At 53.8% G+C, this 17,504-nt stretch carries 19 protein-coding genes, 2 tRNA genes and 1 pseudogene; 7 read left to right on the top strand and 15 right to left on the bottom strand.

Features of this window, described 5'->3' with window-relative positions; genetic code table 11:
* Positions 1-198: 198 nt before the first annotated feature.
* From ACMHYJ_RS09990 to ACMHYJ_RS09975, 4 genes and pseudogenes are all read right to left on the bottom strand, one after another.
* On the bottom strand, positions 199-2,004 hold the full coding sequence (locus tag ACMHYJ_RS09990; RefSeq protein ID WP_414246016.1) for an acyl-CoA dehydrogenase C-terminal domain-containing protein: 1,806 nt from the start codon (positions 2,002-2,004) through the stop codon (positions 199-201).
* Positions 2,005-2,272: 268 nt separating this feature from the next.
* Positions 2,273-2,572 (bottom strand): annotated as a pseudogene (locus ACMHYJ_RS09985) (group II intron maturase-specific domain-containing protein); the annotation flags it as partial.
* Positions 2,573-2,841: 269 nt separating this feature from the next.
* Positions 2,842-3,126: a BrnA antitoxin family protein gene (locus ACMHYJ_RS09980; protein ID WP_414246015.1), complete on the bottom strand. Its 285-nt coding sequence runs from the start codon at positions 3,124-3,126 to the stop codon at positions 2,842-2,844.
* Positions 3,116-3,379 carry a BrnT family toxin gene (locus ACMHYJ_RS09975; RefSeq protein WP_414246014.1) on the bottom strand — a complete coding sequence of 88 codons (264 nt, stop codon included), beginning with the start codon at positions 3,377-3,379 and terminating at the stop codon, positions 3,116-3,118. Before ACMHYJ_RS09975 ends, ACMHYJ_RS09980 begins: the two co-directional genes overlap by 11 nt.
* Positions 3,380-3,494: 115 nt before the next feature.
* Here ACMHYJ_RS09975 and ACMHYJ_RS09970 point away from each other — a divergent pair, with 115 nt between their 5' ends.
* Positions 3,495-3,623, top strand: coding sequence for a hypothetical protein (locus ACMHYJ_RS09970; protein ID WP_414246013.1), 129 nt, complete (start codon positions 3,495-3,497; stop codon positions 3,621-3,623).
* A 237-nt stretch (positions 3,624-3,860) separates the two neighbouring features.
* A complete protein-coding gene (locus tag ACMHYJ_RS09965) occupies positions 3,861-4,064 on the top strand; it encodes a hypothetical protein (RefSeq protein WP_414246012.1) in 204 nt (67 codons plus the stop codon).
* Between the two features lie 216 nt (positions 4,065-4,280).
* On the opposite strand, the gene ACMHYJ_RS09960 is transcribed toward ACMHYJ_RS09965, so the two are convergent.
* The 3 genes from ACMHYJ_RS09960 to ACMHYJ_RS09950 all read right to left on the bottom strand — a co-directional run bounded on the left by ACMHYJ_RS09960 (position 4,281) and on the right by ACMHYJ_RS09950 (position 8,109).
* On the bottom strand, positions 4,281-5,909 hold the full coding sequence (locus tag ACMHYJ_RS09960; protein WP_414246011.1) for a hypothetical protein: 1,629 nt from the start codon (positions 5,907-5,909) through the stop codon (positions 4,281-4,283).
* Positions 5,910-6,511: 602 nt separating this feature from the next.
* The gene (locus ACMHYJ_RS09955; RefSeq protein ID WP_414246010.1) at positions 6,512-7,819 is read right to left on the bottom strand and encodes a hypothetical protein; all 1,308 of its coding nucleotides are present in this window, start codon (positions 7,817-7,819) and stop codon (positions 6,512-6,514) included.
* Complete coding sequence (locus ACMHYJ_RS09950) at positions 7,810-8,109, bottom strand: plasmid mobilization protein (RefSeq protein ID WP_414246009.1); 300 nt, start codon at positions 8,107-8,109, stop codon at positions 7,810-7,812. The genes ACMHYJ_RS09955 and ACMHYJ_RS09950 overlap by 10 nt, the downstream gene beginning before the upstream one ends.
* 305 nt (positions 8,110-8,414) lie before the next feature.
* Between ACMHYJ_RS09950 and ACMHYJ_RS09945 the strand changes: the two genes are divergently transcribed.
* Together ACMHYJ_RS09945 and ACMHYJ_RS09940 are read left to right on the top strand one after the other, a co-directional pair.
* Complete coding sequence (locus tag ACMHYJ_RS09945; protein ID WP_414246008.1) at positions 8,415-8,663, top strand: hypothetical protein; 249 nt, start codon at positions 8,415-8,417, stop codon at positions 8,661-8,663.
* Position 8,664: 1 nt separating this feature from the next.
* A complete protein-coding gene (locus ACMHYJ_RS09940; protein ID WP_414246007.1) occupies positions 8,665-8,874 on the top strand; it encodes a hypothetical protein in 210 nt (69 codons plus the stop codon).
* A gap of 32 nt (positions 8,875-8,906) precedes the next feature.
* Here the strand turns inward: ACMHYJ_RS09940 and ACMHYJ_RS09935 are convergent, their stop codons facing one another.
* The 4 genes from ACMHYJ_RS09935 to ACMHYJ_RS09920 form a co-directional block, all read right to left on the bottom strand.
* Positions 8,907-10,241 carry a tyrosine-type recombinase/integrase gene (locus ACMHYJ_RS09935; RefSeq protein WP_414246006.1) on the bottom strand — a complete coding sequence of 445 codons (1,335 nt, stop codon included), beginning with the start codon at positions 10,239-10,241 and terminating at the stop codon, positions 8,907-8,909.
* A 75-nt stretch (positions 10,242-10,316) separates the two neighbouring features.
* Positions 10,317-10,409: transfer RNA gene (locus tag ACMHYJ_RS09930), tRNA-Ser, on the bottom strand.
* Positions 10,410-10,556: 147 nt separating this feature from the next.
* Complete coding sequence (locus tag ACMHYJ_RS09925) at positions 10,557-11,078, bottom strand: hypothetical protein (RefSeq protein WP_414246005.1); 522 nt, start codon at positions 11,076-11,078, stop codon at positions 10,557-10,559.
* A gap of 113 nt (positions 11,079-11,191) precedes the next feature.
* On the bottom strand, positions 11,192-12,421 hold the full coding sequence (locus ACMHYJ_RS09920) for a nucleoside recognition domain-containing protein (RefSeq protein WP_414246004.1): 1,230 nt from the start codon (positions 12,419-12,421) through the stop codon (positions 11,192-11,194).
* Positions 12,422-12,524: 103 nt separating this feature from the next.
* Between ACMHYJ_RS09920 and ACMHYJ_RS09915 the strand changes: the two genes are divergently transcribed.
* From ACMHYJ_RS09915 to ACMHYJ_RS09905, 3 genes are all read left to right on the top strand, one after another.
* Positions 12,525-12,599, top strand: a tRNA-Arg gene (locus tag ACMHYJ_RS09915).
* Positions 12,600-12,669: 70 nt separating this feature from the next.
* The gene (locus ACMHYJ_RS09910) at positions 12,670-12,918 is read left to right on the top strand and encodes a hypothetical protein (RefSeq protein ID WP_414246003.1); all 249 of its coding nucleotides are present in this window, start codon (positions 12,670-12,672) and stop codon (positions 12,916-12,918) included.
* Positions 12,919-12,945: 27 nt separating this feature from the next.
* A complete protein-coding gene (locus tag ACMHYJ_RS09905) occupies positions 12,946-13,296 on the top strand; it encodes an EF-hand domain-containing protein (RefSeq protein WP_414246002.1) in 351 nt (116 codons plus the stop codon).
* Between the two features lie 116 nt (positions 13,297-13,412).
* Here the strand turns inward: ACMHYJ_RS09905 and ACMHYJ_RS09900 are convergent, their stop codons facing one another.
* The 4 genes from ACMHYJ_RS09900 to ACMHYJ_RS09885 all read right to left on the bottom strand — a co-directional run bounded on the left by ACMHYJ_RS09900 (position 13,413) and on the right by ACMHYJ_RS09885 (position 17,498).
* On the bottom strand, positions 13,413-14,681 hold the full coding sequence (locus tag ACMHYJ_RS09900) for an aspartate kinase (protein ID WP_414246038.1): 1,269 nt from the start codon (positions 14,679-14,681) through the stop codon (positions 13,413-13,415).
* Positions 14,682-14,743: 62 nt separating this feature from the next.
* The gene (tilS, locus tag ACMHYJ_RS09895; protein WP_414246001.1) at positions 14,744-15,823 is read right to left on the bottom strand and encodes a tRNA lysidine(34) synthetase TilS; all 1,080 of its coding nucleotides are present in this window, start codon (positions 15,821-15,823) and stop codon (positions 14,744-14,746) included.
* A gap of 37 nt (positions 15,824-15,860) precedes the next feature.
* Entirely contained in the window at positions 15,861-16,823 is a 963-nt protein-coding gene (locus ACMHYJ_RS09890) for an acetyl-CoA carboxylase carboxyltransferase subunit alpha (RefSeq protein WP_414246000.1), read from the bottom strand.
* 27 nt (positions 16,824-16,850) lie between these two features.
* A complete protein-coding gene (locus ACMHYJ_RS09885) occupies positions 16,851-17,498 on the bottom strand; it encodes a DNA-3-methyladenine glycosylase family protein (protein WP_414245999.1) in 648 nt (215 codons plus the stop codon).
* Positions 17,499-17,504: the final 6 nt, after the last annotated feature.

Here is a 17,504-nt window from a genome sequence, read left to right as displayed (position 1 = left end):
GAAGTTGGGTCAGGTTTCGGAAAGCACCGGCATATGTTGAACTCGCCTAAGTTATTGATAAACCTGCTGTATCGGGCTTCGGCGTAGTCCAGCGAAGTTCGGTGCTGGAGTCATGGTGAAATGAAAAAAGGCCACCGCAAGGCGACCTTGGCGCGTGGCCCTGAACCGCGCCCACGGGGGGCGCGGCGCGCGGCATCATCAATAGCCCAGCGCGAAGTCCTCGGCGGGCATGTCCAGCAGCACGGCGGGCCCGGCCTTCATGGCTTCGGCGTGCGCCAGGGTGCGCGGCAGGATGCGCGTGAAATAGAAGCGGGCGGTGTGCAGCTTGGCTTCGTAGAAGGCCTTGTCGCCGGCCCCCGCCTTGATCTTCTCGGCGGCCACCCGGGCCATGTCGGCCCAGAAATACGCCAGCGTCACATAGCCGGAATACATCAGGTAATCCACCGATGCCGCCCCCACCGCTTCGCGGTTGGTCATGGCCGACATGCCGATCTTCATGGTCAGGCTGCCCCATTCCTTGTTCAGCTCGGCCAGGGGCTTGACGAATTCGGCGATGGCCCGGTTGCCGCTTTGCGCCTTGCAGAACTTATGCACCACCTTGGTGAAGGCGCGCAAGGTCTCGCCCTGGGTCAGCAGCACTTTGCGGCCCAGCAGATCCAGCGCCTGGATGCCGGTGGTGCCTTCGTACAGCATCGAAATCCGGCTGTCGCGCACGTTTTGTTCCATGCCGTGTTCGGCGATGTAACCGTGCCCGCCAAACACCTGCACCCCGTGGTTGGCGGCCTCGAAGCCGGTTTCCGTCATGAAGGCCTTGGCGATGGGCGTCAGGAAACTGAGCAATTTTTCGGCGGTTTCGCGGGCCTCGGCGTCCTGGCTGTAGTGCGCGATGTCCACCTGCTGGGCCGCGTAATACAGCAAGGCCCGGTTGCCTTCGGCAAAGGACTTGATGGTCAGCAGCATGCGGCGCACATCGGGATGCACGATGATGGGATCGGCCGGCTGATCCGGGAATTTCGGGCCGCTCAAGGCACGCATCTGCAAGCGTTCGTGCGCGTAGGCATTGGCCCCCTGGAAGGCGACCTCCGCATGGGCCAGGCCCTGGATGGCCGTGCCCAGGCGCGCCGTGTTCATGAAGGTGAACATGCAGTTCAGGCCCTTGTTGGCCGGACCGATCAGAAAGCCCGTGGCGCTGTCGAAGTTCATGACGCACGTGGCATTGCCATGGATGCCCATCTTGTGCTCGATGGATCCGCAGCTGACCGCATTGCGCGCGCCCAGGCCGCCCTGGCCGTCCGGCAGGAACTTGGGCACGATGAACAGGGAAATCCCCTTGGTGCCGGCGGGCGCGTCCGGCAGGCGGGCCAGCACGATATGCACGATGTTTTCCGCCATGTCGTGTTCACCGGCGGAAATGAAAATCTTGGTGCCGCTGATCCGGTAGCTGCCATCGTCCTGGGGTTCGGCCTTGGTGCGCAGCATGCCCAGGTCGGTGCCGCAATGGGCTTCGGTCAGGCACATGGTGCCCGTCCACTTGCCCGAGACCAGGGGCTCCAGGTAGGTCTTCTGCTGTTCCGGCGTGCCGTGCGCCTGCAGCGTGTTCATCGCGCCGTGCGACAGGCCGGGGTACATGCCCCAGGCCCAGTTGGCCTCGCCCATCAACTCGCTGATGGCCATGCCCAGGGATTCGGGCAGGCCCTGGCCGCCATGGGCCGGGTCGTGCGACAGCGCCGGCCAGCCGCCTTCGACGTACTGGGCGTAGGCCTCTTTGAAGCCCTTGGGGGTGGCGACCCCATCGGCCGACCAGGTGCAGCCTTCGCGGTCGCCCACCGGGTTCAGCGGAGCCAGGACTTCCTGACAGAATTTTGCGCCTTCTTCCAGAATGGCGTCCACCGTGTCCGGCGTGGCGTCTTCGCAGCCCGGCAGGGACTGGTAATGTTCGGGATAGTTCAGGACTTCGTCGCGCACGAATTTCAGATCGCGCAGGGGGGCTTTGTAGTCGGGCATTTCCAGGTCTCCGGGTGGATCGGCCATCGGCCTGCGCATACTGCGGGCCAAGTGGCATCGAATTATTAATTCAAACAATCGTTTGAATTTAAGGCAAAACCGGGGATGAAGTCAAGATGCGGCCTTGACGGTGCGGTCATTTGGTATTTTTAGCAGTTTTTTACCAGCTTCTTTTCCAGAATCGGCATAGGGGGCAACTCTTGTGAGCTGCGCCCCTGCCACACCACCCGGCATGCGGGTTCGCACCGGGCGGTTCAAGAAGTTGAGGTCAGGAGAGGCGCGGCAGGCCCAGGTCATCGAACCACGCAAGCGTCAAGATGCTATTCAAGAGCTTTCCACTGTTGCGCCACCAGCGGCGGCTGTTTGCCGCAACACGGTGTGCCACTGTGGCGTTGGCGCCCAAGGCTCGCAGCTCCCGGAACATGGTGGTGCCGCGTTTCCATTGCTTGAGCTGGATAGCCCTCAACCGGTGACGTATCCATTCGTCCAGCGCTTGCCAGAGCGATTTAGATTGCGACAGCCGGAAGTAGCCCTTCCATCCCCGCAGATAGGCACGCAGGCGTCTACTCCAGCGCCCCATACCCCCTCTCGCAAGCCAGCCCCGCTATTCAGAGCTGGTCAGCGTATCGGCTACCCAGGTCGCCCAATACGACCCCACGAAGGCGGCCGGCGCCAGCCTGGCGAAGGAGTGTTGCGTGAAGGCGGGTTTATAGAATAAGACTTGACTGGATGAAAAATCAGTGTGATAATAACCAGCATCTACCACTTGTGGTTCTTCGCCCAGAGAAAACAGACCCCGCCATTGAGCGGGGTTTTGCGTTTCTGGGCAGCACTGAATTACCTGCGCTGATGGGCATCCAGCCAGTCACGCAAGGCAGAGTCGATGCGACCTTGCCAGCCTGGGCCAGTTGCCCGGAAATCGGCCAGCGTAGAGGCTGATAGCCTGATGGTGATGCGTTCTTTTGTTGGCTCTTTTTGTGGACCGCGATAGCGCACCCCCAGCTTAGTCTTCAGGCTATCCGGTAGCACTTCGCTGGCTGGACGGAATTTCTTGAGGTCGTCGTCGGTGAGGTCACGGACTTCTCCGGCCTTGTCGATCATGGGGTTATTGTTACGAGACATAGGCTTTTATCTCCCGGTCATTGGCTTTACGTAGACTGATGACACGCAAGCCTGTTTCGGTTTCGGTGAACACCACGACATGCAGGCGCTGTCCGATATATCCGATGCCGATGTATCGGGTTTCGCCGTAATCCTTGCGGGTATCCGCATAGACGATGGCGGTAGAGAAATCGAACTGGGCAACCATGCCAAACGACAGCCCGCGTTCGGCGATATTTTTGCTGTTTTTGGCGGGGTCGTATGTGATGTCCATAAGCCAAATTGTACATACGATTAGGATTTAAGTAAAGCAAATTGTGCATACGAAATTGTAAATTCCCAAGCCCCGACAGCCCCATGCTGGCCGGGGCTTTTCATTGGAGCCATCCATGTCCAACACCCAGAAACTGAAGGTCGTCATTGATACCGAAGCGGTGACCAAGGTCGCCTTGCTTTGGCAGGATGTGGATATTCGGAGCGGCGCCTTGCTGGTGCGCCGTGCCAGGGTGCTGGGCTAGGACAAGGAGCGTACCAAAACAGTGGTTCAGCGTGAGGTTGAGTTGAATTCACGCGCCAGCGCAGTCGTTGAACGCCAACGCGCTATTACCCAACTGTCTGGTGGCCTCGTATTCAGGAGCCCATTCACAAAGAAGCCCTGGGGCGATGAGCAGGTTCAGCGACGCCGCTGGGAGGCCGCCTTGCGCATAGCGAGCATTCGCTACAGGCCACCCAAGGAGTGCCGGGATACCAGCGTCATGCTGGCGCTCATGGCGGGCGCAGACCCTGTTTGGGTGTCCAAACAGCACGCTCATAGCCTTCAAGTCATGATGAAAGACTATGCGAAGTGGATTCCTGGGGCTGATAAAGGGCGAAATTTGGCTGCTGCGGACAGGATTCTTTCGTCGAATTCCGCAGTAAAACCGCAGTACGCAACCGCTGAAAAACAAAAATCCCTGTAAAAAAAAGGACTTTTGTTTGTTTTGCTGGCGGAGACGGAGGGATTACCTGTCAGAGCCAGAAAAGCCTTTTCTTTCAAGTGGTTAGCTGGTTTTGGGTTGTTGAAAATCTTACCAGTTCTTTACCCTCTCATTGTAGCAGATAGGGGATACACACACCCCATTAGCGGCCCCTGGGCCTTCTCGTCCAAGGACAATGGATCTCTTTGTCTTACGACCTCAACTGCTAAACAAGGCAGCTAATTCATCAATATCAATATCATCAACTTTGATATTTTCAAGATCTTCAAGATCTTCAATATCTTCAAAACAAGGTGTACTTGTAATAGATGTAATACCAGCATTTATGGCTCTATCAACAATATATGTATCATCTCCATAAACATAATATTTTTTGCCTTGGCACATAGCAATTCTTAACTCTTGCCTTATTGTTTCAAACCTTTTTATATCTTCCCTACTATTGTATTTACAATATTCAGCCCAGTTTTTTTCTTTCTCTTCTTCTGCTATTTCCCTATCTTCGTTTTCAAGGTAAGAAATTAATTGTTCTGTCTCATTGTCTTTTCTCTTTTCTTTTTTGTCTCTTAATTTTTGGATTAGGCTTTCAATTGCTTTGATCTTTTCTTCAAGTGTATCGAGTTTTTCAACTGCTTCAAAGATAATAGGCTTGTAGTTATACCTGATAATGTTGTACCAGTCGCTCATTAGTTCAATTTGTTTGATGTCTATTGATCTTTGGGCTTCTATTTGTTCTGGTGTTAATTCTTCTGCTTGCTTCTTCTCTAATTCTTCAAGCATTTTTGTGAAGACTGGTCCAAACTGGATTCTATGAGTTTTGAATGATGCCTCAACCCATTCTCTCCATAGGTCTTTACGATCATATTTAATGAGTTCAAAAGGTGTGTATCTTCCCTTTTTGGCTGTTTTAGATGAACCCATTGCCAATTCTTTTTCAATCCCCCATTTGCTTGTGTCAGCCATCTTTGCCAAATACTTTGAAGATTTGTAATCATCTTCTATTTGAACTGATCTTTCATAAAAATTTTTTTTTGCTGTTGGGGAAATTCTTTTAGGAAGCAATCCTGCCTGAGTACAACATTTAAACCATTGATCTTTTACCTTCTCTAAAAGTTTTTCAGGATCAGTATTTCTATCTACTAACCAGGCGTCGTGTAAGTGATGATGCCAGCCGTTTTTATCTCCATATGTTGTCTCTTTTGAACCTACAAAATCAACAAAGCCTGAAAACTCTTTAATCTCTTTACTGGCATATTTTGTTCTCATTAAGTGAATGGCTTTTGCTGTTTTATCCTTAATGTCTTTTAATGCTTGATGTCTTTGATGTGGTGCTGTGAAAGTAAGCAAGTCAAGTTTCTTTTTCTTGTAGTCAAAACTTTCAAAAAGCAATTTTATCTTAGACAACATTTCCATTTCGTACCTAAGAGCACAAATAGGGCAACATTGGTTTTTTTGGCAAGAAATAACACCTTTGACATAGCACCTGCCGTTGATTTCAGCAAATGTAGGTTTTACTTTGCCCACCACTCTTTTTTTGTTTTCATCAAAGTTTTTAAGAGGGTTAACACAACAGCCTATTTGAGGGTGATATTTAAATGGTTCCTTTTCTCCATCTATTGTTTGTCCTCTGTAATTCTTTCCTTCTCTACCAAATTGAATATGCCATTGCCTAACCTTCGTGCTTAACGCATAAAGTGTTTTTCTATTGAGGTTATAGTTGTTTTGGTCTTCTTCACTTAACAGCCTCTTATGTTTTTCTGACATTAAATCAGGATTGTAGGCATTGATAAATGGATCGATAGATTGTTTTTGATTATTATTATTCATTGTATTTTTTCCTTGTGCTTGTAATTAGTATATAAAATTGAATTGAAAAATCAAATAGAAAAAAGCCACCTTTTACAGTGGCCTTTATTTTTTTTCATATCAACTTAGCACAAGAGATAATGAACAATAATAGTAGCAGGAAGCTACATTGATATTATACTTAATGATTGGAATTATTCAAGAGCGCATATGCGTTTGGTATGTAGGTTTTGAAAATTGATTTTTTATTGTTGTTTTTGATGCTGTTTTTGATGTGATTTTTAACTGTTTTTTAGATGGTTTTTTAGTTCATTTTTAAGGTAGTTTTTTGATGGGTGATAGCTGGAGAATAAGCAAAGTGGTTTGTAATTTGCAAAACTGCTCAAAGTCTTTATTCATCAGTGTTTCCAAAGGTTTTTTAAACTGAGATGGACAATAATCACCAATATGCCTAGCGACACGGAAATGTCGTCCCATTTTTTGGTGTGTTTTTGGGGTTAATTTTTTGCTGTTTTTTTAGGGTTGTTTTTGGTGTTGTTTTTTGGGGTTAGTTTTTTGGCAAAAAGCAGATGAGGTCGAAGACAAAGAGACCCCATTTTCGGGAGGAAAATAATAATGGATGGTTAAATCCTGTATCTCTTTCTTTGGTTGTTCTGTTGATCTGCCTCTGATTTTTTTGCTTGTTCTAATGCTTGTTGTGCTCTTTGAATAGCAATTTTTGCTTGAATTACTCTTTGGTGATTTATAGGCTTTTGTGCTTGTGCTGCTGATAATTCACTTAAAGCAGTTTGAAGTGATGCCTCTGCTTCTCCTACTCCTGAACTTATAGCCTGTCCTCCTAATCCTTGATTGTTTGCTGTTGTTGCTTGTTGCTGATGTTGCTGTGCTGGTGTTGTAGGGGTTGGACTATTCTTTGCTTTTTCCTTCTGACCGTTAGGGCCTAACGCTGTTTGCTTTGGGGTTTCTATTTTCAACTCCAACTTATTGGCCTGCTTTTCACATTGGTTAAATGCTTGTAGTAGTTGAGCCTGATTGTGTTGCTTACCTTCAAACCTATCAACTACAAGATGATGAAATGCCTTGATTAGTTCAATGTCTGCTTTTCTATCTTGTGCTGTATAAGTTGGTTTTTCAATAGTTTGGCTGTTTATTCTTTGATAGTCTGCTGTGCTATCTTTGGCAAAAATCCCACCTGACAATCTCATAGCCTTAGCATCTCCTGGTGATTTGATAGAGATGTAGTTGTCCCCTGCTCTGCTAATCTCAATGCCCTTTTTTTTCAGATGCTCTATTAACTGGCCTCTATCCTGTATTTTTTCAGTTTTGACTATGTTGTGAATTGCTTGGGCTTTTTGATTGGCTCTTTTGGTTTTTTGAAGATCAGGGATCTTTCTTTCTGCTGATGTTAGGCCATTGCTATTTCTGGTTCTCAATACCTGCTCAAAACCAAAAGTATCATTCACTAATCTGGTTATTGCTTTCCCTGCCTTAATTGCTGTTTTTCCTCTGTCTTTTCCTATGACAGGCCAAGGATTAAACTTTTCCCCTTCATTTGTCAGGTGGGGAATTATGAAGTGATATTCAGTATTGCCTTTGTCTTCGTGCTTCACTATCAGCATATCAACCCTATCCCTATACTCTTTTGGAATTGCTGTTTTTTGTAGTAGGTCAATCAATTCCTTTTCTTGGTTCTTGTCTAATTTTTCATTGTCTCTAAAAGCAATAACCCCTGATGTGCTTTTATTCTTGCTTGCCATATTTGGGTGTTTGTCATAGTCCTTAATCAACTGAGGATCACCATAAACAATTTTTGGTGCTACTTTTCTTTCTTCTTTATTGCCATCAATGTTTCCCAAAACGTAATTGACAGCACCAGAACAAGACTTGATCTTGTTTTCCTTTTGCCTGATGCTAATTTGAACTATTGCCATTTTCTCACCTCCTTTTTCAATTCTTCTAATGAGATATGAATGGCTCTTAATTCTGCTTTGATGTCAGTGTGATTTTTTGCTTTGTAGATTGCTTTGAGTAAGCCAAAGACTTGGTTAATGTTCGATAGTGTCTTTTGTCTATCTTTAAAGATGAGTGATTGATTAAGTGCTTTCATTCTGACAAAAACACCAAACCTATAACCTGCCTCATCTGCTGATTTCTGGATCTGGTCTCTCTCTTCTTGATTGAGCTTAATTGTTCTGCTTGTTCTTTTTGTTGTTGTGCTCATAGGTAATTTTCCTTTTCATAATCTATGGTTAGATTTAGGGGCTTGGGGATACCCCAAACAGCAAAGACATAAACTTGTTTATGGCTACTAATGGGGAACCCCATTAGGTTGCTGGATTACTAATCTAACCACCTAATTGATAGTATGGAAAATTACTTATTGGCCGTCAAAGAAAATGAGACTTTTTATGTCTACCTATTTAAAATATTCTTATCTTTTTTGCTAAAGATAGACACAATTCATATAATAAGGTAGACATAAATATTTATAAGGTAGACACTTTTAATTCTGAGGTAGACATAAAAATGAATAAGAAAACAAACAGAAAGAATAATTTTCAACTCAATATTAAGATCAATGAAGAAAGAAAAAAGTTCATTGTTGATTATGCCAAAAAGCACAAAGTAGACATTAGAAAGTTAATTATTGATTTTATTGATGAATTAAGAGATGGCAAAATTGTAGAGAAATCAGTTGTTGAAATTGAAGCAAAGCAACTAAACACTGAACCCAAAAAAGATATTCTTGATATGTCTGATATTTTCGGGGGCTGATATGTTAGGAATGATAAAAGCGTGGTTGATCTTTTGGGCTGCTGTAATGATGCCTTGGATGATTCCAATAGTGCTGGTTTTGTTGTTTGTGTATTATGTGGTTAAAGGTGTGGCTTCTGCTGTTAGTGGCAAACAAATCAAAGATGTTGAAGTTGATGAAAAAAAGCTCAAAGACTTTCAAAAGAAGTTACAGTCTAAAAATCAAAGATGAAAAAAAGCCCCATATTTCAGGGGCTTAATCACTCAAACCAGATTTATATTAAGTATTATTGAGTTTTGGTGTGGTTCAAGAGTTTGAATAATGGCTTCCAGTTCATAGTCTTTGCTGTAAAAATCAATATTGACATTATCAGTCAAATCAATGCCATCATACTTAAAAACTGAATGGCCTATTATCTGGCTTCTCATTTCAAGACTAATGCCTGCCTGCCTCAAATAATTGTTGAGGAACTTCCTAACTGAATGGAATACATATTTCCTGTAAGTTAGCCCTTTTGCTTGTAGTATTCTGGCAAACTTCTTGCCAACGGCATTGCCAGAGCCTTTACCCTCTCTTTCCAGATATTTGAAAAGTTTGTCCTCTGGGTAATTTACCTTTTTGACCCACTCCCTCAATTCATTTGAAAAATCAGGGGGGAGGCTTACTTTTCTAATGCCTGATTTTGTCTTGCTATCTACAATCCTGATTATTAGCCTATCCTGATAATCAAAGAGTTGAGACTTTTTGAGTGTGGTTATTTCCCCTACTCTCATACCTGTTAAAACCTCAATCATAAGCACATAGTAGAAATCTGGGTCTTTTGCTTTGTGCTGTTTGAGATCTTTTGTGTTGTAGATTTTGAGTATTTCTTGAAGGTCAAAAGAATCATATGCTGATTCCAGTTTGTCCTTTTTGGTCATTACCTTTTTATCAACTACTGGATTGCTGTAATAGTAGCTTCTTCTCCTGATAGCAAACTCAAACAGGCTGTTGATAATTGTTGTTTTTGATTGAACTGTCCAAAGTGCCTGCCCTTTTTGAAAAAGGGTTTTTTGCCAACTCAAAAAATCACTTTCCCTCATTCTGTTGAGTGTTTTTTTTCTGCAGAACTGATAGAACTCAGTTGCCACACCCTCATATTTTGTGATAGAGGCAGGCTTTAATTTCTTGAAAAGTTTGTAGTCCTCAAAGACTTCCAGAATGGTGATGTCTGGCCTTGTGCCTTCTTGGGGTTGTTCCAATGCCTGTGTGGGCTGGTTTTGGGGCTGTGGTTGAACTGGAAGGGTTGGCATAGGGGCAAGCCTTGTTAGCTTGTCCAAAGCCTCTAAAAGGGCTGTACTGTCCTCTGGTGTGCCATTGGACTTAAAAATCTGGTTTTGAAGGTCTATTTCAAACTTTCTAATAGTCATATCACTGATGCCTCTGGAAGCTCTTCTCAGGGCTTCTATGGCCTTAATTATGGGAATGGCTATGAGTGTAGCCTCATGCCTGTCTCTGGTGTTTAGAGACCTCTTGAAGGCTTTACCTTGTAGGCTGGTGTGTAGGTAGTAGATCCCAGAGGGGGATCTGGCATAGATGGGCAGGTGGTAGGTTGGCATTTTTTACCAATTCTTTACCAGCTTCTTCACCCAAGAAAAGAAAAAAGCCCTTAAAAATCAAGGGCTTAATATTGCTGGCGGAGACGGAGGGATTCGAACCCTCGATGCGGGTATAAGCCGCATGCTCCCTTAGCAGGGGAGTACCTTCAACCACTCGGCCACGTCTCCAGCAAGATCGGGATTCTAACATAAGAAAGCGGCACAAAGAAAACAGCGCCGCGCAAGACAAGCAGCCCCAAGACGCGCACCGCCAATCCGGGGATTTCGCAAACCGTGCGCGAACGGCATGCGCGAATACGGCGGGCGGGCGCTCATTCAATAGGGGATAAAGCCCCGGTCTCGATCGTAGCGGGGATCCGGCCCCGGGTGGAATTTGGTGACTTGCCGGCCATCGGCCCCCATGAACACATACATCAGAGAATTCCAGACCTGGTCTTGCCTGTAGCGATACGCCCAGACCACCTGGCGCGTACCGGGCAGGCCGACGGTATCGATTTCGGCCGGAGGCCCGAATTCGCAGCGCACCTGCTCGGCCGTCCAGACACCTTGCCTCAGGATCTGGAAATGCGCGTCGGTCAGCACGGGAACCACAGACTCCACCCGGCCCTGCCCATCCAGGTCGGCCCCCCAGGCATACTGCCCAAACGGCTGACGCGACCACACGGCGCGGGGCTGGCCCTGACGGTTGAGGCACTGCAAGGTAGGCGCCCCGAACCGGGCCGATACCTGATCCAGCGGCGTGCCCGGCGGGGTGGCGGCGATATTGGCGCAACCCGCCAGCGACAAGGCAATGCCCGACAGAAATGCGCCGGGCGCGGAAAACACGCGAGTGCTCATGCTTGAACCCGTGAGGTGCAATACCATGAGGATATGCCGCACCGCCGCTCCCCGCAACAGCCGCCGTCACCGGCCCGCAAAGGCGCAAGCCCGGCGAAACGCCTGGGCGGCCATCAGCCGAAAAACCAATAGCACACCGCAATGGACGCCAGGACGCCCGCTAGGTCGGCCAACAAGGCGCAGCCCACGGCGTGCCGGGCGCGTTGAATGCCCACGGCCCCGAAATAAACGGCCAGCACATAAAACGTGGTTTCGGTGCTGCCCTGCACCATGGCGGCCAGCAAGGCCGCGAAGCTGTCCGGCCCGCTGTGCTGCATGGTCTCGATCATCAGGGCGCGCGCGGCGCTGCCGGAAAAGGGCTTGACCAGGGCGGTGGGCAAGGCATCCACGAAACGGCCGTCCAGCCCGGCCAGCTGCACCGTCCAGCGGATGCCGTCCAGCAGCAGATCCAGCGCCCCGGAGGCCCGCAGCACCCCCACGGCGCACAGCATGGCGACCAGATAAGGCAGCAGATTCTTGCACACATCGAAGCCATCGCGGGCGCCCGCGATGAAGTGATCGTACACGGGGATCCGCTTCCAGGCCCCCACCGCCAGGAAGGCAATGATGACGCCAAACAGCACCAGGTTGCCCAACAAAGACGACAGCGCAGCCACCGCCGCGGCATTCAGGCCGGCCAGCAGCGCCATGAAACCGCCCAGCACCAGAGCGCCCGTCCCGAGCCAGGCCAGCACCACGGGGTCGTGGAGTTTCAGCTTCTGCATATAGGCGACGGACAGCAGGCCGACCAGGGTGGAGGCCGAGGTGGCCAGCAGAATCGGCAAGAAGACCAGGGTCGGATCGGCCGCCCCCTGCTGCGCCCGGTACATGAAGATCGTGACCGGCAACAGGGTCAGGGATGAGGAATTCAGCACCAGAAACAGGATCTGCGCATTGCTGGCCGCCTTGGGGCTGGTGTTCAAAGTCTGCAGTTCAGTCATGGCGCGCAGGCCGATGGGGGTGGCGGCATTGTCCAGGCCCAGGGCGTTGGCGGCGAAATTCAGCGTGATCAGGCCCAGCGCGGGATGGCCGGCGGGCACGCCCGGCATCAGCCGCCGAAACAGCGGCCCCAGCAGGCGCGCCAGCCCCCGCACCAGACCGGCGGCTTCGGCGATGCGCAGAAAGCCCATCCACAGCGTCAGCGTGCCAAACAGCAGCAGCATCAGTTTGACGGACAGGTCGGCCATGTCGAACAGACTGGCGACCAGCTGCGAAAAAATATCCGGCCGATCCAGCACCAGCCACTGGAACAGGGCGGAAACGGCGGCAACCAGGAAAAAACAGAACCAGAGCAGATTGAGCATGAACGACGCCAGGCGGTGGCGGCCGACCGGAGCCGGCACAACAGGAATGGCTGCTTTATACTACTAGATTGCCTACCGGTGCACAGTTCTGTGCACGCCCCCGGTCTCCTTAGTTAAATGGATATAACTTTCCCCTCCTAAGGGAAGATTGCAGGTTCGATTCCTGCAGGAGACGCCAAACACCGCGCGATTCACGCTATCATCAGAGAAACTTTAAACTTTCAGCTTATTCAGCAGGAGACCTGATCATGGGCAAATCGGCACTATTCGCGGTCCTTTTGGCCGCCGGAGCGCTGGCGGCATGCCAAGCGCCCGGCGGCAGCCGGCACAGCAGCAACACGACGTCCGAATTCGACTGCATCGCGGCCACTGTGGGCGGGGCGGTCATCGGCGGGCTGGTGGGCAGCACCATCGGCGGGGGCAGCGGCAAGACCCTGGCCACGGCCGCCGGCATCGGCGGGGGCGGCTATGTGGGCAACCGGATGGGGTGCCGCTAAGGCCCAAACAACAAGGATATCGACATCATGAAAAAAAACCTGTTGCTGCTGTGCTGCCTGTTTGTCGCCGCGCCGGTGCTGGCCCAGACATCCTCCGACTGGACCACGGCAAACTTTGAACGCCTGGACGCCGACCAGGACGGCAAGATCAGCCTGGCCGAATACGAAACCTTCATGCACGGGGCCTTTGCGCGCCTGGACAAAAACGGCAATGGCGTCATCACCATCGACGAAGCCGCCGGCGTGCTGACCCCCAACCAGTTCAAGCACATCGACGCCAATAACGACGGCAAAATCGACCTGGATGAATTCATGGCGGCCGTCACGGCGGATTTCCACCACCAGGATCGCGACAGCGATCAGTCTTTGTCGCGCTGATCCCCCAGGAAGCAAGCCACACGCGCCATCCTTTGCCGCGGCGCGGCAAAGAAAATCCGGCCCGGCGGGGAAACGCCGGGCCGGATGGGATGCACAGGCTTCGCCAGGCGCCGCCGTCAGGCGTCGGCGCGCGCGGGTTCCTGATCCAGCTCGAAGGCTTTGTGCAAGGCGCGCACGGCCAATTCCATGTATTTGTCGTTGATCAGCACGGAAGTCTTGATCTCAGACGTGCTGATCATCTGGATATTGATGCCTTCTTCGGCCAGGGTGCGGAACATCAGGCTGGCCACCCCCACATGGCTGCGCATGCCGATGCCCACGATGGATACCTTGGCAACCTTGTCGTCCGACACGGTCTCGCCGGCCCCGACCGCCGGGCCGATCTGGTTTTTCAGCAGTTCCAGGGTGCGGGCGAAATCGTTGCGATTGACGGTAAAGGAGAAATCGGTCATGCCCTGCTGGGAGATATTCTGCAGGATCATGTCCACGTCGATATTGGCGGCGGCCACGGGGCCCAGGATGGAATAGGCAACGCCCGGGGTGTCGGGCACATTGCGCAGGGTGACCTTGGCCTCGTCGCGGCTGAAGGCGATCCCGGAAACTACGGCGGATTCCATTTTCTGATCTTCCTCGAAAGTAATGAGCGTGCCCGAGTGCATTTCTTCATCCACCGGGATCAAAGGGTCGGTCAGCGAAGACAACACCCGCAGGGGCACCTGGTATTTACCGGCGAATTCCACCGCGCGGATCTGCAGCACCTTGGATCCCAGGGAGGCCATTTCCAGCATTTCCTCGAAGGAAATGACGTTCATGCGGCGGGCTTCCGGGACGACCCGGGGATCGGTGGTGTACACCCCGTCGACATCCGTGAAAATCAGGCATTCGTCGGCTTTCATGGCGGCCGCCACGGCGACGGCGGATGTGTCCGAGCCGCCGCGCCCCAGGGTGGTGATGTGGCCATCGTCGTCGATGCCCTGGAACCCGGTGATGATGACCACCCGGCCGGCATCCAGGTCGGCCTGCACGCGGGTGTCGTCGATGGATTTGATGCGGGCCTTGGTGTAGCTGCTGTCGGTGCGCACGGGCACCTGCCAGCCGGCATAGCTGCGCGCCGCCACCCCCTGGCGCATCAGGGCGATGGCCAGCAGGGCGCTGCTGGCCTGTTCGCCGGTGGCGGCCAGCATGTCGAGTTCGCGCGGGTCCGGCTGGGGCGAGATTTCCTTGGCCAGCCCCAGCAGGCGGTTGGTTTCACCCGACATGGCGGAGGGCACGACCACGACCTGATGGCCGGCGGCATGCCATTTGGCCACACGGCGGGCGACGTTCTGGATGCGTTCGACAGACCCCATCGAGGTGCCGCCGTATTTTTGGACAATGAGCATGATGGTTGGGATAAAAACGCCGCAGGCCCACACGGGCCGGGCTGGCAGAAAACAAGCCAACTATTCTAATGGGTTTTCACAAATCCCGCCGCCGGGGCGGGCGCGGCGCCAAAATGCGCATCCGGCGTCCCGCGCGCCAGGCCGACGCGGCCTTTGCGCACCACGATCCAATGGCCCTCGTGGCGCAGTTGGACGCGACGGTCGTGCCCCAGGGCGTGCACCCCGCGCAGTTGCGTCAGCCAGGCCTGCAGGCGGGCCTCCGTGGGCATGCGCAGGCCCCGGCTGAACAGCCAGAACCGCAGCACGGGGGCCTGGCGCTCGGCGGGCAGGCCGCGCCAGGCCGCCAGGGAAAAGCTGTCGTCATCATCCCGGGGATCCAGCCGCTGCCAATCGGCCTGGGCGGCGGCCCGCATCCAGGTGTCGAGTTCCCGGGCCTGGCGGGCGTGACGCGCCAGGGCCTGGCGCCAGGCGGGCCAGTGCGCATCCAGCACGGGGGCCAGCGCGCCGCGCAGCGCGCCGCGGGCATACCGGCTGTCCAGGTTGCTGGGGTCCTGCGCGGGCTGCCAGGCACTCAGTGCGGCGAAGCGCTGGGCAGCCTGCAGGATTTTCCGCCGCGGCTGATCCAACCAGGGGCGGTGGCAGATAAGGCTGTCCACCCGCGTGGTCGCCGCCATGGCCCCCAGGCCCGCAGGCCCCGCGCCGCGCAGCAGGCGCAGCAGCACGGTCTCGGCCTGGTCATCCTGGTGGTGGGCCAGCAGCAGGTGGGCCAAAGGCACGGCGGCGGCCATCTCGGCCAAGGCCGGATAGCGCGCGGCGCGGGCGGCGGCCTCCAGACCCTGCCCCGCCAGGGTCACGCGCACCCGGCGATCATGGCAGACCGCCCCCAGCAGGCCGGCCAGCCGCTGGGCCTGATCCAGCCATTCATCCGCCGCCGGCTGCAGCCCGTGGTGGACATGCAGGCAATGCACGGCGCGCCCGGCATCGGCGGCGGCAACGGCGGTGTGCAGGGCCAGCATGGCCGAATCCACGCCGGCGCTCAGGGCCACGCCGACGGGCGCGCCGGGCGGCAGGGTTTTCAGGAAGCGCCGCAGCGCCCGCAGCAGATGGGGATCGCACGCCGCCTGCCACTGCCGGGCGTCAGGCATGGCGATGCTTGTCCGCAACCCGCCCGCCGCCGCGCAATCAGCGGGCTTCCTGGAAGCGCCCGTAGGCGGACAGGCGTTCGAGGCGGCGGCGCAGCAGTTCTTCGGTATCCAGGCCGGAAAGCTCGCGCAGGGCATCGGCCAGGGCGCGGTGCAGCTGGCGCGCCATGGTGTCCGGGTCGCGGTGGGCGCCCCCCACGGGCTCATTGACCACGCGATCCACCAGGCCCAGGTCTTTCAGGCGCGGCGCGGTAATGGCCAGGGCCTCGGCGGCGGTGGACGCCTTGTCGGCGCTGCGCCACAGGATGGAGGCGCAGCCTTCGGGGGAAATGACCGAATACGTGGCGTACTGCAGCATCATGACCGTATCGCCCACGGCAATCGCCAGCGCCCCGCCCGAACCGCCCTCGCCGATGATGGTGACGATGATGGGCACCTTCAGGCCGGCCATGGCGAACAGGTTGTGGCCGATGGCTTCGGACTGGCCGCGTTCTTCGGCGCCCACGCCGGGATAGGCGCCCGGGGTATCCACGAAAGTGAAGATCGGCAGGCGGAATTTCTCGGCCAGGCGCATCAGGCGCAGGGCCTTGCGGTAGCCCTCGGGCAGGGGCATGCCGAAATTGCGCAGGGCGCGCTCTTTGGTATCGCGGCCCTTCTGGTGACCGATCACCATGCAGGGCGTGCCGTTGAAGCGCGCCAAGCCGCCAATGATGGACTGGTCGTCGGCATACATGCGGTCGCCGTGCAGTTCGTGGAAATCGGTGAACAGCGCCTGGACGTAGTCCATGGTGTAGGGGCGCTGCGGGTGGCGGGCCACCAGCGCCGTCTGCCAGGGCGTCAGCTTGGCATAGATGCTTTTGGCCAGCGACTGGCTTTTCTGCTGCAAGCGCCCGACTTCTTCGGAGATGTCCACGGCAGAGTCCGTCTGCACATAGCGCAGCTCTTCGATTTTCTGATCCAGCTCGGCCAAGGGTTGTTCGAATTCGAGGAAAGTATTTCGCATGAGGGCGGGATTTCCGAAGGGAAAGTGTCAATATTCGACGGCAGCGGCATCCATGCTGCGCCACAAGTACCAGCTGGCCACCGTGCGCCAGGGCGCCCAGGCCTGCGAGACCTCGCGGGCCTCGAAGCGGGACACCGGCTCGCCGCTGAAGTAATGATGGGAAATGGCCTTGAGCAAGGCGGTGTCGTCCAGCGGCAGGACATCCGGCCGCCCAAGGAAGAAAATCAGGAACATCTCGGCCGACCACCGGCCCACCCCTCGGATATCGCACAGTTGCGACACGATGGTGGCGTTGTCCAGGGGCTGCCACCAGCCGGCGTCCAGGTGGCCGGGCTGCTGGAAAAACACCGCGGCATCGCGCACGTACTGGGCCTTGCGCAGGGACAGGCCCATGGCCCGCAACTGGGCCTCGGAATACTGCAGAATGCAATCGGGCCGGAGATCCGGGCCGCACGCCTGGATCAGTTGCTGCCACAGCTTGCGCCCCAGGGCCAGGGACACCTGCTGGCCCACGATGATGCGGATCAGGGTCTGGTAGGGCCCGTGCCGGGCCTGCATGGACTCCTGGCCGTACAGGGGAATGAGCTTGCGCAAAATACGGTCGCGCTGGACGAGGTCTTGGCAAGCCTGCGCCCAATAGGCGGGACACGGACGCTGGATTTCGGGTTGGCGCATATCCAT

The sequence above is a fragment of the Castellaniella hirudinis genome, assembly GCF_047468865.1.
Classification (GTDB): domain Bacteria; phylum Pseudomonadota; class Gammaproteobacteria; order Burkholderiales; family Burkholderiaceae_B; genus Castellaniella; species Castellaniella hirudinis_A.
This window is presented reverse-complemented; position numbering and strand designations above follow the sequence as displayed.

Excerpts from the sequence above, each read along its gene's own strand:
- ACMHYJ_RS09955 (WP_414246010.1), bottom strand. The coding sequence starts at position 7,819 with ATGGCAATAGTTCAAATTAGCATCAGGCAAAAGGAAAACAAGATCAAG.
- ACMHYJ_RS09905 (WP_414246002.1), top strand. The coding sequence starts at position 12,946 with ATGAAAAAAAACCTGTTGCTGCTGTGCTGCCTGTTTGTCGCCGCGCCG.
- ACMHYJ_RS09910 (WP_414246003.1), top strand. The coding sequence starts at position 12,670 with ATGGGCAAATCGGCACTATTCGCGGTCCTTTTGGCCGCCGGAGCGCTG.
- ACMHYJ_RS09890 (WP_414246000.1), bottom strand. The coding sequence starts at position 16,823 with ATGCGAAATACTTTCCTCGAATTCGAACAACCCTTGGCCGAGCTGGAT.
- ACMHYJ_RS09935 (WP_414246006.1), bottom strand. The coding sequence starts at position 10,241 with ATGCCAACCTACCACCTGCCCATCTATGCCAGATCCCCCTCTGGGATC.
- ACMHYJ_RS09960 (WP_414246011.1), bottom strand. The coding sequence starts at position 5,909 with ATGAATAATAATAATCAAAAACAATCTATCGATCCATTTATCAATGCC.
- ACMHYJ_RS09920 (WP_414246004.1), bottom strand. The coding sequence starts at position 12,421 with ATGCTCAATCTGCTCTGGTTCTGTTTTTTCCTGGTTGCCGCCGTTTCC.
- ACMHYJ_RS09980 (WP_414246015.1), bottom strand. The coding sequence starts at position 3,126 with ATGTCTCGTAACAATAACCCCATGATCGACAAGGCCGGAGAAGTCCGT.
- ACMHYJ_RS09990 (WP_414246016.1), bottom strand. The coding sequence starts at position 2,004 with ATGCCCGACTACAAAGCCCCCCTGCGCGATCTGAAATTCGTGCGCGAC.
- ACMHYJ_RS09965 (WP_414246012.1), top strand. The coding sequence starts at position 3,861 with ATGCTGGCGCTCATGGCGGGCGCAGACCCTGTTTGGGTGTCCAAACAG.
- ACMHYJ_RS09885 (WP_414245999.1), bottom strand. The coding sequence starts at position 17,498 with ATGCGCCAACCCGAAATCCAGCGTCCGTGTCCCGCCTATTGGGCGCAG.
- ACMHYJ_RS09925 (WP_414246005.1), bottom strand. The coding sequence starts at position 11,078 with ATGAGCACTCGCGTGTTTTCCGCGCCCGGCGCATTTCTGTCGGGCATT.
- ACMHYJ_RS09940 (WP_414246007.1), top strand. The coding sequence starts at position 8,665 with ATGTTAGGAATGATAAAAGCGTGGTTGATCTTTTGGGCTGCTGTAATG.
- ACMHYJ_RS09970 (WP_414246013.1), top strand. The coding sequence starts at position 3,495 with ATGTCCAACACCCAGAAACTGAAGGTCGTCATTGATACCGAAGCGGTG.
- ACMHYJ_RS09945 (WP_414246008.1), top strand. The coding sequence starts at position 8,415 with ATGAATAAGAAAACAAACAGAAAGAATAATTTTCAACTCAATATTAAG.
- ACMHYJ_RS09975 (WP_414246014.1), bottom strand. The coding sequence starts at position 3,379 with ATGGACATCACATACGACCCCGCCAAAAACAGCAAAAATATCGCCGAA.
- tilS (WP_414246001.1), bottom strand. The coding sequence starts at position 15,823 with ATGCCTGACGCCCGGCAGTGGCAGGCGGCGTGCGATCCCCATCTGCTG.
- ACMHYJ_RS09950 (WP_414246009.1), bottom strand. The coding sequence starts at position 8,109 with ATGAGCACAACAACAAAAAGAACAAGCAGAACAATTAAGCTCAATCAA.